Annotated in this window: 11 protein-coding genes; 8 read left to right on the forward strand and 3 right to left on the reverse strand. The window is 48.6% G+C overall.

From position 1 onward, the window contains the following. The first annotated feature begins 47 nt into the window (after positions 1–47). Positions 48–887 carry a MurR/RpiR family transcriptional regulator gene (locus tag MKY23_RS01800; protein ID WP_154960041.1) on the forward strand — a complete coding sequence of 280 codons (840 nt, stop codon included), beginning with the start codon at positions 48–50 and terminating at the stop codon, positions 885–887. Between the two features lie 229 nt (positions 888–1,116). On the opposite strand, the gene murQ is transcribed toward MKY23_RS01800, so the two are convergent. Next, complete coding sequence (gene murQ / locus MKY23_RS01805; protein WP_253498469.1) at positions 1,117–2,031, reverse strand: N-acetylmuramic acid 6-phosphate etherase; 915 nt, start codon at positions 2,029–2,031, stop codon at positions 1,117–1,119. 20 nt (positions 2,032–2,051) lie between these two features. After that, a complete protein-coding gene (locus tag MKY23_RS01810; protein WP_339834843.1) occupies positions 2,052–3,023 on the reverse strand; it encodes a BadF/BadG/BcrA/BcrD ATPase family protein in 972 nt (323 codons plus the stop codon). 368 nt (positions 3,024–3,391) lie between these two features. Here MKY23_RS01810 and MKY23_RS01815 point away from each other — a divergent pair, with 368 nt between their 5' ends. The 7 genes from MKY23_RS01815 to nagZ all read left to right on the forward strand — a co-directional run bounded on the left by MKY23_RS01815 (position 3,392) and on the right by nagZ (position 11,521). Beyond that, positions 3,392–4,744 carry an extracellular solute-binding protein gene (locus MKY23_RS01815; RefSeq protein ID WP_090919052.1) on the forward strand — a complete coding sequence of 451 codons (1,353 nt, stop codon included), beginning with the start codon at positions 3,392–3,394 and terminating at the stop codon, positions 4,742–4,744. Between the two features lie 43 nt (positions 4,745–4,787). Continuing rightward, the gene (locus MKY23_RS01820) at positions 4,788–5,708 is read left to right on the forward strand and encodes a sugar ABC transporter permease (RefSeq protein ID WP_154959941.1); all 921 of its coding nucleotides are present in this window, start codon (positions 4,788–4,790) and stop codon (positions 5,706–5,708) included. A 38-nt stretch (positions 5,709–5,746) separates the two neighbouring features. Continuing rightward, positions 5,747–6,580 (forward strand): carbohydrate ABC transporter permease, encoded by an 834-nt coding sequence (locus MKY23_RS01825; protein ID WP_154892058.1) that lies wholly within the window; start codon positions 5,747–5,749, stop codon positions 6,578–6,580. Positions 6,581–6,634: 54 nt separating this feature from the next. Then, positions 6,635–7,744 carry a sn-glycerol-3-phosphate ABC transporter ATP-binding protein UgpC gene (gene ugpC / locus MKY23_RS01830; protein WP_339834847.1) on the forward strand — a complete coding sequence of 370 codons (1,110 nt, stop codon included), beginning with the start codon at positions 6,635–6,637 and terminating at the stop codon, positions 7,742–7,744. Between the two features lie 78 nt (positions 7,745–7,822). After that, positions 7,823–8,536 (forward strand): hypothetical protein, encoded by a 714-nt coding sequence (locus MKY23_RS01835; RefSeq protein ID WP_339834849.1) that lies wholly within the window; start codon positions 7,823–7,825, stop codon positions 8,534–8,536. Further along, complete coding sequence (locus tag MKY23_RS01840; protein ID WP_339834851.1) at positions 8,533–9,705, forward strand: DUF1343 domain-containing protein; 1,173 nt, start codon at positions 8,533–8,535, stop codon at positions 9,703–9,705. The genes MKY23_RS01835 and MKY23_RS01840 overlap by 4 nt, the downstream gene beginning before the upstream one ends. Positions 9,706–9,805: 100 nt before the next feature. Further along, on the forward strand, positions 9,806–11,521 hold the full coding sequence (nagZ, locus tag MKY23_RS01845) for a beta-N-acetylhexosaminidase (protein WP_339834852.1): 1,716 nt from the start codon (positions 9,806–9,808) through the stop codon (positions 11,519–11,521). Positions 11,522–12,265: 744 nt separating this feature from the next. Here the strand turns inward: nagZ and MKY23_RS01850 are convergent. Continuing rightward, complete coding sequence (locus MKY23_RS01850; RefSeq protein ID WP_154892054.1) at positions 12,266–13,666, reverse strand: serine hydrolase; 1,401 nt, start codon at positions 13,664–13,666, stop codon at positions 12,266–12,268. Positions 13,667–13,794: the final 128 nt, after the last annotated feature.

Below are 13,794 nucleotides of genomic sequence, written 5' to 3' on the forward strand. Positions count from 1 at the left end.
AATGCTTGTACAGATAACAGTACGGAGAGGAGGAGCGGATGGAAGGTATGAAAGGTGGACTTGTACGTTTACGCGCATTACTGGATGATCTGACTCCGTCAGAACGAAAGATCGGAGCTTACATTCTGGAACACCCCCAAGAGACAGTGCAGTCGTCCGTTGCGCAACTGTCTGAACGAAGCGGAGGCAGTCCAGCCGCTATTATCCGGTTGTGCAAATCCCTGGGTGTAACCGGTTTTCAGGAGCTGAAGCTCAAGATAGCGGGGGATTTACAGACCAATGAGCAATTTCAATATACAGAGATTCGTCCTAAAGACTCCATCGAGAGTATTATTCAACATGTGTCTACAAACAATATTCAATCGATCAAGGACACGGTTCATATTTTGGAACCAAGGCTTGTAGATCAGGCGGTTAACATGCTGAATGGAGCCAATCGCATTTTTTTCTACGGCGTGGGGGCGTCTAATTTGATCGCATTGGATGCACATTACAAGTTTATGCGAATTAACCGAACCAGCTTTTCGTTCGCCGATCCACATATGCAGATTTCGTCTGCGACGACGTTGCGTGAGGACGATGTTGTGGTCTGTATCTCTTATTCAGGCGAGACCTCCAATGTGATTTCCTGTTTGAAGCATGCCCGTGAAGGTGGTGCAGGAACAATCAGCATTACCAAGTGGGGCAGTAACACGCTGAGCAGTCTTGCTGATGTTCCTCTTATGATTACGTCGATGGAGAGCGATATTCGCAGTGGAGCTACCTCTTCACGCATTGCACAGCTTAACGTCATTGATATTCTTTATTTGGCTATTGCCAGCCGGGATTATAATCAGTCGGTGCAGTACCTGGAGAAGAGCAGACAAGCGATTCAGGAGCATAAATGAGCAACGAGATTATGATGTGTTTAGAACATAGAAACGTGGAGAATCCCGTACAGTCACATGTACCAGGGATTTTTTTGATGAGGAAATACAATTGTACGCTAGGAAAAATAGAAATAGAGAAGCCAACCGGGCAGGCAAGGCTTCTCTCATGTAAATAACCATCTCTCAGCGCCGGGAAAGCTCGCCTATACGTACCAAATGACTTGCAGCTAACCAGGTGCCGTCCCGATTAGCCTGATCCGGCTGATCCGGCAATAGCATGACGTACAAAACCGTCTGCATTCTCTAGCCGACGCCCGGCTTCGTCTGCATCGACATCCGCCATCAGCATCACAATAGCTGTTTTGACATGTCCATTCGCTGCGGTAAAGGCTTGTTCAATTTCGGTTTCCTGCGCTCCAGTCGCAAGCTGTATCATGCGTTTTGCCCGGTGTACAAGCTTTTCGTTGGACGGATTCAGATCCACCATGAAATTTCGATATACCTTACCTAAACGGATCATCGCTGTTGTCGTCAGCATGTTCAGAATCATTTTCTGGGCGGTGCCGGCTTTCATGCGAGTCGACCCCATCACAACCTCTGGTCCCATAACCGCTTCAATACTCACATCCGAGATTGCTCTCATAGGTGTACCTGCATTATTGCTCAACCCGATGACTACAGCACCAAGCTGCCTGGCATAATTCATAGCTCCAAGCACATAAGGGGTGCGTCCACTTGCTGCAATACCAACGACAACATCGTTGGCGCGTAGTCCGTGCTGCTTCAAATCCATTCCCCCGGCTTCCTCACTATCTTCTGCGCCTTCTACCGGATCTTTAACTGCCCGAAACCCGCCTGCAATAATGCCCTGCACCATAGAAGGTGGAGTACCATACGTAGGGGGACATTCCGATGCATCGAGAATACCCAGCCTGCCGCTTGTACCTGCACCTACATAAAACAGTCTTCCTCCCGATTGAAAGCTGGTTACGATGTGGTCTGCGGCTTGAGCAATGACTGGAATTAGTGGCTGAATAAGCTCAGCTATGCGGCGATCTTCCCGATTGATGAGTTCCATAATTTCGCCTGAAGGCAGTTGATCCATATCATCTGTCTGTGGGTTAGGCTGTTCCGTTACTAATGAGTTAAGGGTATGATTCATCCGTAAGCCCTCCTTTTTGTTTAGAATGATTTATCCAAGTGGCATTGTAGTCTTGCTAATTGTGCCGCACCGACTGCCGGGACAGGAGCATTTTCCGAGCAGACAACCTGTTGTTGATCGTGCACTTCGGTAAGATGTTGAAGGAATGTATTTCGAAACAGGGAAGAGTAGCGAAATATGGAACCGGAAAGTGCCATAGGAGCCGTGGCAAAAGAAACATGTTGGCGTATGAGCGCTTTAGCGGTATCGGCCAGTTGCTGTGCCTCATCCATCAGAAGGACACGTGCTACCTCATCCCCTCCAGCAGCGGCTTCTATTGTCAGGCGAGCTATGGAAGCCATACTTGATTTGTTCCAGTCCGCTTGGTATACCACGTACTTTAATTCCGGTGGATGCTTGACTTGCAACTCCTGCAATACGAGTGATGTCAAAATGGTTGTAGGCAAAACGCCATCATGACTCTTCATAACGCTTTGCAGTGCGCGCTGTCCAATTCGATAACCGCTCCCCTCATCTCCGAGTAGATGTCCCCACCCGCCTGCCCGGTTCACTTTACGTGCTGGTGTGATTCCATAGATGATTGAGCCGGTTCCTGAAATGGCAAGCAAACCGTGCGGTTGCCCAAGCGAGGCCATTAGCGCGATTTCTCCCTCCGTGACAACATGGATCGTACAGTTTACATGAATGGAATCAGCCGTGTTTTTTTTGCTTTTCATATAGTCATTAACGTGAGCGGTGATCCATTGTTGCTCCTGATCTTCAGCTATACCTGACATACCAAGACATATACTCTCACAATTAGACAAAAAATCTACATCGGATGAAAATAGAACATCTAAGAGATGTAGTAACTCCTTTATAGCTTCGTGAGGCGGTACACTATGTGGATTCGTTGCACCGCCACGAGCTGTTGCCAGAATGTCCCCAGATTCAGAAATGATTGCTGCATCAGTTTTGGTACCGCCTCCATCAATTCCTACGTATACTCGCAAGCGTGCTCACCTCGTTAGGGCATATTTTCTTTTTTTCATAGTATAGAGGCTTAAAACGAAAAAGTAAAATTAAATTTTATAAATAAATTTATTGTTGAATTTTTATTTTACACCTCATATAATGAATTCAATCCACAATTTTGGAAGAAATCGATACGATTGATGTTACATTAATTAACGTTAAAGTTTCATTAGTAAAACTAGACCTTGCCGAACAGGTCGATCTCCAAGGAGGTGTAGATTTCGGCTCTGTGCCAGGCTGTGAACAGAGGGTTACGAAAGGGAAAGGTAACAGAAGGGCACCAGCAATAGACATTCATAATGGGCGTAGGACAAGAGAAGACGACATGCAAAAGGAGATGAAGGGTATGAAAAGGAAGGGTCTTGTTTTGGCAATGGTGTTATTGATGGTCTGGATCACAGCCTGTGGCAACAGAGGTGGAGCAGATTCGAATGATCCAGGTGCGAATGATACGGTGACGGTATGGACATACCCGGTTCATGGCACATACGAGGATGAATTGAAGGACTTAATTGCTGATTTTAATAAGGAACACCCGAATATTACGGTGAAAACGGAAATGCTCTCCTGGGCTGAGGGGCCCAAGAAATTTGATGTCGCTTTAAACGCGGGAAATCCGCCTGATCTGTACTTCCATAGTGTGGACGGTACATATGTGAATACCGGACTGGCACTGGAACTGGACAGTTATCTGACCCCTGAGATCAAAGATGACTATCTGCCGGGCACTTTGGAACTGGGGCAGATTCAAGGGAAACAATACGGTCTGCCTCTTTATCAGTTCCAGTGGGCCTGGGGCGGTAACAAACGTATTCTCGATGAAGCGGGCATTGATTGGAAGAGCATCCAGAAGAATGGCTGGACCTGGTCAGAGTTTAACGAAGCCGCGGCCAAGTTGACGAAAACACTGGATAACGGAAGTAAACAATATGCCTTGGTGACAGATGGTACTTCGCTTGATTTTATCGAAATGCTGTCCCGTAACAACGGCATGATTGATGTGCTGGACGAAACCGGAAAGTTCCAGTGGAATGATGGACGGATTCTGGACACGCTCTCTTTTATCAAAAATTTGATGGATCAGGGTTATATGCCGAAGGAAACGGCAGCACTTGCTCCGGCGAAGCGGACGGACATGTTCTATGCCGGTGAAACGGCAATCATCTCGAAGGCGATTCCTTATTATGATGTCATGATTCAGAACCGCAACAAAGATATTGACGATGGCAAGGTGCAGGGTGAAAAGATTGATTTTGTATTGCTGCCCGTACCGCACAATGATAATCAGCCTGCGGCAACAACGATGGGTGGCGAGGGTTATGTGGCCTTCAAACAGAAGAAAGACAAGGGCGAGCAGCATGCCAAAAATACTTTTCTTGTAATGGAGGCGCTTAGCGGTGCTAAAGCAGGGAACTCGGCTAATGAGCTGGCTCTTCCTTTTGTTAGACAATCGCAAGCTGACTTATTCAAAGGCAAGGAGCTGGGACAGCAGGTAAATCTGGATGCAGCCAGAGAAATGGCCAAACACATCGCGATGCCGGTCGTGCTCAAGCTGGACATTGACAAAGCATCACAGCAAAAGCAATTCAAGGAACAGGTTGTGAAACCAAACATTCAGGCGCTGTTCTCGGGTGAGAAAACCCCGGAGCAGATTGCGGAAGACTTCAAAGGCAAAGGTCAGCAGATGTTCGGGCAATAAATAACTTCGCAGTGATACTTTGATTCGGAGAGGAGGATTCGCCATGCAGACCGCCCTTGCGCCGGAGCCTGCACCCCGGCATTCCCGGGTTGTCCGGTTCTGGCGAGATTACGGGTGGGCGTATTTGTTTATTTTGGCGCCTGTCCTGCTGTTTCTCGTTTTTACAATGTACCCCGTATTAACAGCTCTTGTTATGAGCTTTCAGAAATACAACATCATGAACTCCACGTGGGTGGGATTGGACAATTACGAACGTCTGGTGAAGGACGAAACCTTCTGGAAATCGATTAAAAATACCGTCATTTTTACACTTGGAACAGTACCCGTCAACATCCTGATTACATTTGTGCTCTCGTATTTTATCTTCCAGATGAAAAGCAAATGGCAGACGTTCTTCAAGGCCACACTTTATCTGCCTGCGGTAGCATCGGGAGTGACGATCTCGATCGTGTGGCTCGCCATTTTTGACCCGACGGATTCGGGACTACTCAATCGCTTCCTGGGCTTTTTCGGCCTTGACCCGGTCATCTGGCTTGGCCAGTCAGGGACAGCCCTCTTTTCTCTAATCTTGATGAATTGGCTTGGTTCCCACGGTGCAGGCATCATTCTGTATCTTGCAGCTATGGGAGGTATCCCTAAATCGCTGTACGAGGCTGCCGATATCGATCATGCGAGCGGATGGACACAATTCAGCAAGATCACATGGCCCCTTTTGAAACCAACGACGCTCTACTTGCTTGTGACTGGCGTCATTACGTCCTTTCAAGTGTTTATTTCCGTATACCTGATGACCCAAGGCGGGCCTAACTTTGCGACCACTACGATTGCTTATTTAATCTATGAGACGGCCTTTAAGTTTTACGAGTTTGGATTAGCCTCGGCACAATCCTTTGTACTGGCAGTCATCATTATTGTCATCTCCGTGATTCAATTCAAATATTTCTCCAGTGATATCGAGTATTAATTAGGGCTTTCATTAGGCATCCGGGGGTGAATACACGTATGAATTCAACACGAAAAAAGATGTTGCTTGTTATAGCGTCTGTTTTGCTCGCTGGCTGGGCACTGATTACGATTATTCCGATGTACTGGATGCTCGTCGGATCGGTGCAAGACACAACGATGTCAGCTTCGTTTAAGCCACAGATGATACCCGAGCAGTTGTCCATGTCGCCGTATGAACGTTTTTTTGCCAAAACGGATGCATGGCGCTGGCTCTATAACTCGCTGCTGATCTCCATTATATTGACAGTCACCAATGTGTTCTTTGCTTCGCTGGCAGGATATGCATTTGCTAAATTAAAATTTCCGGGCAGCCAGGCCGTGTTCTGGGTGCTGCTTGGAACCATGATGATTCCTGCACAGGTGACGCTGATTCCACTCTACATTTTGATGGTCAACGTATTTGATCTGGGAGACACGTACACAGCGATTATCCTTCCCGCAGCAGTCAGTGTGGGCAATATCTTTCTGATGAAACAATTTATGTCCACCTTGCCGACGTCACTCATTCACGCGGCTCGAATCGATGCGTGCAGTGAGTTCGGCATCTTCTGGAAAGTGATTCTGCCTATGGCAAAGCCAGGCATCGCGGTGCTGGCGATTTTCACTTTTGTCGCCTCATGGAATGAATTTTTCTGGCCTTTCCTGATCACCAATTCGAATGAAATGCGGACGGTACAGGTTGGACTCGCATCCTTTGTTTTTGCTGAATCCACCGACTTCGGTGCCATGATGGCTGGAGCTACAATTGGTGCATTGCCGATGATCATTCTGTTCTTCTCATTGCAACGTTATTTCTTGCAAGGCATCACGATTGGAGCCGTGAAGGGATAACCACTGCAACCTATGCAGTTACAACAGGTGACAATGTAAAAGGGGGATTAACCTATGGCACGCGTGGAGTTTCGCCAAGTGCGCAAAGAGTTCAAAGACGACCATAAAGGAACGTTCACGGCGGTCGCCGGTTCGGACTTTGTAATAGAAGATAAGGAATTTGTCGTGTTTGTTGGGCCTTCGGGCTGCGGTAAAACCACTTCACTGCGAATGATCGCAGGGCTTGAAAAACAGACCAGCGGGGACATCGTGATCGGGGATCGCATTGTGAATGATCTGCATCCCAAGGATCGGGATATCGCGATGGTCTTTCAGGATTATGCCTTGTATCCTCATATGACCATTCGGGAGAATCTGTCCTTCGGTCTGAAAAATCTGAAGAAACCCAAAGCCTATATTGATGAGCAAGTACAGAATGCTGCTTCAATCCTTGGCCTGGAAGCTATGCTGGAACGTAAGCCTCGCGAATTGTCCGGAGGACAGCGCCAGCGTGTCGCTGTGGGACGAGCGATTGTGCGTGATCCACAGGTTTTTCTGTTCGATGAGCCGCTCTCAAACCTCGATGCCAAGCTGCGTGTGCAGATGCGTGTAGAGCTTGGCGAGCTGCATAAAAGGCTGGGCGCTACAATCGTTTATGTTACACATGATCAGGTCGAGGCTATGACGCTTGGCGAGCGCATTGTAGTGATGAATCATGGGGATATTCAACAGGTCGCATCACCGAAAGAGCTCTATGCAAGTCCGCGCAATATGTTTGTCGCCGGTTTTATCGGCTCGCCTGCAATGAACTTCATTGATGCTCACATCGAAGGTACGCAAGTGAAGGTGGAGGGTACATCGTTCACGTTACCAGCGGATGTGCTAGAGCGCTTAAACAGCTATCAGGGCAAACGAGTCATCCTTGGACTGCGTCCAGAGCATATTTTTGGTGATGATGTGGCACCCAATGTTCCGCAAGATCACATGCTTCAAGCACGTGTTCAGGTGGTGGAGCATCTGGGTTCGGAAAATTTGCTCTACTTCCGTCTCGGAAGCCGGACGGTGACAGCCAAGGTTCATCCTGAGACCCATGCATATGTGGGTATGGATAAGACCTTTGTGCTAGATATGCGCAAAGCGCATTTTTTTGACCCGGAGACGGAGATGGCGATCGGACGGGAATAGAATATCCGTCATGATGGAGAGCGTAATCAAACTCTTAACGAATAACGGCTTTCACAAATTACAGGGAGGAGAGCTTTTATGCGTAAACTGAGCGAAGTGGTGGTCAAGTCAGGGGTAGAGATCTACCGGGATATTATTCCGGTGGCGCTGTTCAGTGCGGGCAGCTCCGTGCTGCTCATTCCGATTCTCATGTTTGCGCCGATACCGGTGGCCGTGCTGCTACTTGCCATCATCTATATGCCGCTCTTGTTCGGTGTCTGTTACGCAGTGCATCATCGGCTGGAGCGGAAAGAGCGCCGAAACGCGCTGCGTGATATATGGGAAGGTACGTTGAGGGGGCTGCTTCCAGGCGGTGTGACGGGGCTGTTGTTTGCACTGCTCGGTTTCATCCTCTGGTCAACCTGGTGGTATTACGGAGGGAAAGGCAACATGACGGGCATGGCAGTAGGCATGTTTCAGACGTTTTTTGTCATCTTGGCGTTCATCTCACAGTTCTACACTTGGCAGCTTATGTTGCAAAAAGGAATGGGCTTCCTGCAGGCGATGGGAGAGAGTGTGAAGTTGTTCTTCCGTTATCCGGGGTATACGATTGCGGCCTGCTTCCAAGTGGTGTGCCTTAGCGCGTTGCTTATGCTGACGGTTGTGGGATTCGGAGCGTTGTTTGCAGGTATGTTTGCCATCTATCAGCATAAGGCCACAAGTAATCTGATTGAACCTGAAGAGGAGCCTGTATTGTCTCGTGGTAATGATCATCAGCAAGCCGGTTGGGTAAGCGAAGGTCATGTATCATGAGGGTGAAAACAGGAGCGGATGTGCTGGCTGAGGGAGCAGCACATCCCTGGTTAACTGGTGGCGCACGAATCGGTTTGGTGACGAATCCGACGGGCATCACAGCAGACTTTGTCTCCACGGTGGATGTATGTGCAGGCTTGGTGGATGCCAAGTTGACGGCTTTGTTTGCATGTGAGCATGGGCTGTCCGGAGAGCTGCAGGCAGGTATTCCTTTTCCAGACTCGGAACACTCCCGTTATGGCATTCCGGTATACAGCTTGTACGGTATAAATAAAAAGCCGCAGCCTTACATGCTGGCTGATGTGGATACGGTCCTTTTTGATATTCAGGATGTGGGTGTAAGGTATTATACGTATGCTTCGACGTTAATTGAGATGATGGAGGCTTGTGGCGAGTCGGGAAAACGTCTATTAGTGCTGGATCGGCCCAATCCGCTTGGCGGTATGGAGGTGGAGGGTGGTTTACTCCAGGCCGGGTTTGAATCCTTCGTAGGAGCCTGGGCTACATCCATTCGTACCGGGATGACGATGGGGGAACTGGCTTTGCTTGTCAACGCCGAGCATCATGTGCCCTGTGAGTTAGACGTCATAGCGATGGAGGGTTGGCGGCGAAGCATGACTTTTACGGAGACGGGGCTGCCTTGGATGATGCCTTCGCCTAATATGCCAACGGTAGATACCGTGCGTTCTTATGCGGGAACGTGTCTATTGGAAGGTACGAATGTATCGGAAGGTCGAGGCACGACAAGGCCATTTGAATGGCTGGGTGCCCCGTGGATCGATGGCCAGCAGCTAGCAGATGCGATGCAGTCTCATGGTTTGGACGGGGTGTATTTCCACCCGGTGTATATGACACCGGCCTTTTCCAAACATGCAGGAGAACGATGTGGAGGTGTAAGGCTCTTTGTCACAGAAGAAAAGCAATTCCGTTCCGTGGAGACAGGTTTGTTGCTTTTGCATGAGATAGCCGTTCAATACCCCGAACAGTTCAAGTGGCTTGAACCTCCGCGTAAGGGCTCCCGATATTTTATTGACTTACTTACTGGAGGGAGAGAGGTTCGCGAGATCATTGGAGACGGTAGTAGTTTATTTCGTTTAATGGCAGCTTGGCGTGAACAGGAGAAGATGTGGCAGGAACGCCGCAGACCCTATTTGCTATACAATGAATGACGGGCTTAATGGGCAGATAGGGATGAATGAAGAGTAGCGTGACAGAGGGATGCTGCTCTTTGGCACGAGGGTCCTGAGGTTCATGGGAGGAGGAGACGTAATGCTAATGCGTAGCTTGAAGGACAGGGTGAAGCAAAGAATCGGACAGATGAGCTTAAGGGATAAGATCGGGCAGATGCTGTTATGCGGATTTCATGGAACAGAGCCGGAAGGCGGGATAGAGAAGCTGCTTGGAGATTACCCGATTGGCGGTATCGTTTATTTTGCAAGGAATGTGGTTTCGCCTGAGCAGGTAGAGCGGCTATCTGGCGGTTTGCAGAACATTGCGCAAGCAAGTGGCAATGTACCTCTCTGGATTGCTATTGACCAGGAAGGCGGCATGGTGGCTCGAATTACAGAGGGGATTGCACTTATGCCTGGACAGATGGCCATTGCTGCGGCCGGATCGGTGCAAGATGCTTATGCAGCGGCACGGATCAGTGGAACGGAGCTACAATCGATGGGCATCAACATGAATTTTGCACCCGTACTCGACGTGAACAACAATGCGAGCAACCCGGTCATTGGCGTGCGTTCCTTCGGGGAATCCGCGGAAAAGGTAGCTGACTTCGGTGCGGCCTCCATTGCTGGATTTCAGCAAGCGGGTATAGCTGCAACCGCCAAACATTTTCCCGGCCATGGAGACACGGATACGGATTCCCATCTGGATCTTCCTGTGATTACACATGACAGAACAAGGGTGGATCAGGTAGAGCTTGTGCCATTTCGTGCAGCCATTGCAGAAGGTGTAGACGCAATGATGTCTGCTCACATTTATTTTCCGGCACTGGAGCCAGAACGTCTGCCGGTGACATTATCTCATTCTGTTTTGACCGGACTGCTGCGTAAGGAGCTTGGATATGAGGGTATGATCTTGACCGACTGTATGGAGATGAAGGCGATCGCTACTCACTACGGCACGGTCGATGCGGCAGTGATGGCGGTTGAAGCTGGAGCAGATATGGTACTGATCAGTCATACGGCACAGTTACAGGTGGAAGCTTTTGAAGCATTGATGAATGCGGTGAAGAGTGGACGTATCAGTGAGCGGCGGATTGATGAATCTGTTAAACGTCTGCTGACATATAAAATGAAGCGTGGGCTGATGAATGTGGAGATGTCTGTCAGTATGAGCGGGATATCTGGTGTGGATGATATCCATGCGACCCCGGCGGTTGTTCACAATTCCATAAATTCCATGAATGTAAATCAGCCAGTTGCAGTTCCGTTTCAACGTAATAGTCCACCGCATCAGGAGGTAGCTCAGCGAATCAGTGAGAAGAGCATTACGTTAATTCGGGATGCACAGCATATGTTGCCGCTAAAACAAGAGAGAACACTTGTCATTACGGTTGCCGCAGAAGTGACAAGTATTGCGGATGAACAGTTGGATGGAGGGGCAACGCTCGGAGCGGCTTTGTCAGCTCAAGGTTTGGAAGTAGTGGATATGAGGGTAGCAGCGGATGAAATTGCGCTATCCTCGGCTCGTTTGCTTCAAGCCGCAGAAGCGGTGGATGTTGGGCAGATCGTGATCGGCACTCATAATGCAGGCAGCCCTTCCGGTGACCCGCAATGCCGGTTGATCGGCTGGCTTCAGCAACTTGGCAAACCACTGGCTGTAACCGCACTTCGCAGCCCGTACGACCTACAGAAGTTGCCGGATGTGCAGACTTATATCGCGGCATATGAGAGCCGGCCTCTCGCGATGAGTAGTGCAGCGAAAGCGATGATGGGACAGATCCCGTTCAAGGGCGAGCTTCCTGTCACGATTGATTAAATAGATGCAATTCTATATATGACGCAATCTGACGGGACTTGACGTAGCTGAAACTGAACCTTTAAGGATATGAGGGATGAGCTGGTGTCTCGTCACATAGCCGGAATAACAAACGATGTATGAGAATAACAAAAGGGACGAGGCTGTTCATGCTTCGTCCCTTTGCGTGTTGCATACTCTTATTATTGTACATGCAGAAAGCATTATTAATGGGATAACCCAAACCGTAACCGGTTCTAGTGACCACGCCTGATGATATTTGGTTCATTTTCGTGGATTCTAAAATCTAACGATCTCCAGAAACGTTATTTGGGTGATATTAGCAGGTTTTATATTCTAACGATCACAGGAAAGCTTATTTAGAGAAATAGATACGAAATTGGGCGTTGAGCATGTGTTTTTAGAGAAATAAGGTTACTGGTGATCTTTACAATTTCTGAAGGGTGATTATCGCTCAAATAAGCTCATCTGAGATCGTTAGAATAAACAGGGGGGTGGGTTGAAGACTGTGTAGCCAACGCAGACCTCACCCCCAACCGTAATCTTCAACTCTACCTAACTCTAACCCCAATCAACCCGCAACCCAATCTCAGCTACTCCTTGACCTCAACCTACTCTAGCCCCGAACCGCCAACACCAATCAGAGAACAACCATTAACCAAAATGCAAAACACCAACCTCAAACTTCCAACCCCGCTGAATTGGTGGCTTCGTGCGGCTACGTTATGATGCTTCAAGCGACCATCACAATTGCAAGGCTTTGGCCGTTCTTGTCTCTATATCACTTAGCAGTGTGGTCATATCCATGCCTGCATGATTACCGAGCAGGATAATGGTAATATCATCGGATAGATTGCGTGAAAATGCTGTGGAAAACCCACCGCCGCTTCCATTGTGGAAGACGGTGCGTTTTGTTCCGTTTTCCTTGAGTATCCAGGCATAGCCGTAATTTTTATTGGAATAGGGCTCATACATCGTTTCAATCGTTTCCTGATTTAAAATCTGGTCAGTATATAGTGCCCGATCCCATTTCAGCAGATCATCCACGGTCGAATAGATCGTACCTGACCCAGATTGTGAAACATAGTAAGGTGCAGGCACCCATCCTTTTCCTTGCTGAACAAAGCCGCTGTTCGTATGCACTTTGCGGGATGCTTCTCCGGAGTCTTTCATACCGAGCGGCCCCAGAATGGTTTGTTGCACATAGTCTGCATAGCTCATGCCAGATACCTGCTCCACAACGTACGCAAGCAATACATAGCCGCTATTGCTGTACAGGTAGGCACTGCCGGGTTCGAACTTCAACGTTTTGTGGCGAATCTCTTCTACCGTTTTTTCAAGTGTATCGCCTTCCCCGCGACCGAAGGCCGACGGCAGACCCGACGTTTGGGACAGTAACATATGCAGGGTAATCTGATCTCCCTTCGGGATGCCAGAAATATAGGTGGAGATTGGATCTTGAACATCCAACTTGCCTGCTTCTGCGAGACTCAAAATGGAAGCCGCAGTGAATGACTTGCTCAAGGAGGCGATACGGGTCTTCTGGTCCGGACGATTCATGGTCTGTTCGTCAGCAAGACCATAACCCTGTTTGAGCAAGACTTCGCCGTCTCGTGCAATCAGAGCCATCCCCGGATAGTTGATCTCGCGCAGATATGTGTCTACGCTAGCCACTTCAGGATTTAACACGCTGACCTGGTCAGTCGTTATACCAACATTCATCTGGCCTGAAAGCGTTCGCTGGACTTGAATATCAGCCTTCAAAGCATTCGCCAGGGTCCGGACAGGAATCATTAATGTGCCGTTAATGGTGCGTGAATTCACTGGAGAAGCCAGAGATACCTGGTTTACTTTAATGGATCTACTTCCGGCTTGATGCACCAGTGTGTCCCTTCCAACGGTGATGGTAGCTGTGTTGGTACGAGCATCCCACTTCAGATCCCCTTTAACAGATTGGACTACATCTCGTAAGGGAACGAACGTTGTACCTTTTAGAATAAGCGGAGCGTTGTTCCAGAATTGTGGCTCTCCGTTGACTTCAATATGCACGGCTTGTGTAGTCTGCGCTGCAGAAACCGTAGGGTTGTTAAACAGCCCGAATACCGGGCCTGCGCATAGAATGATTGCGAATAGAATACGAAGCATGGATGAATAACCACTGCTAAATACAGGTTGTTGCGTGTGAAACTTGCGTAAGATTTGAACCCTCTCCTTCCAAGTGTTTCTTAATAATCCATTATATAAATATTGTAAACGATCCCAACAAGGGGGTC

Source organism: Paenibacillus sp. FSL R7-0272 (genome assembly GCF_037969905.1).
Classification (GTDB): domain Bacteria; phylum Bacillota; class Bacilli; order Paenibacillales; family Paenibacillaceae; genus Paenibacillus; species Paenibacillus polysaccharolyticus.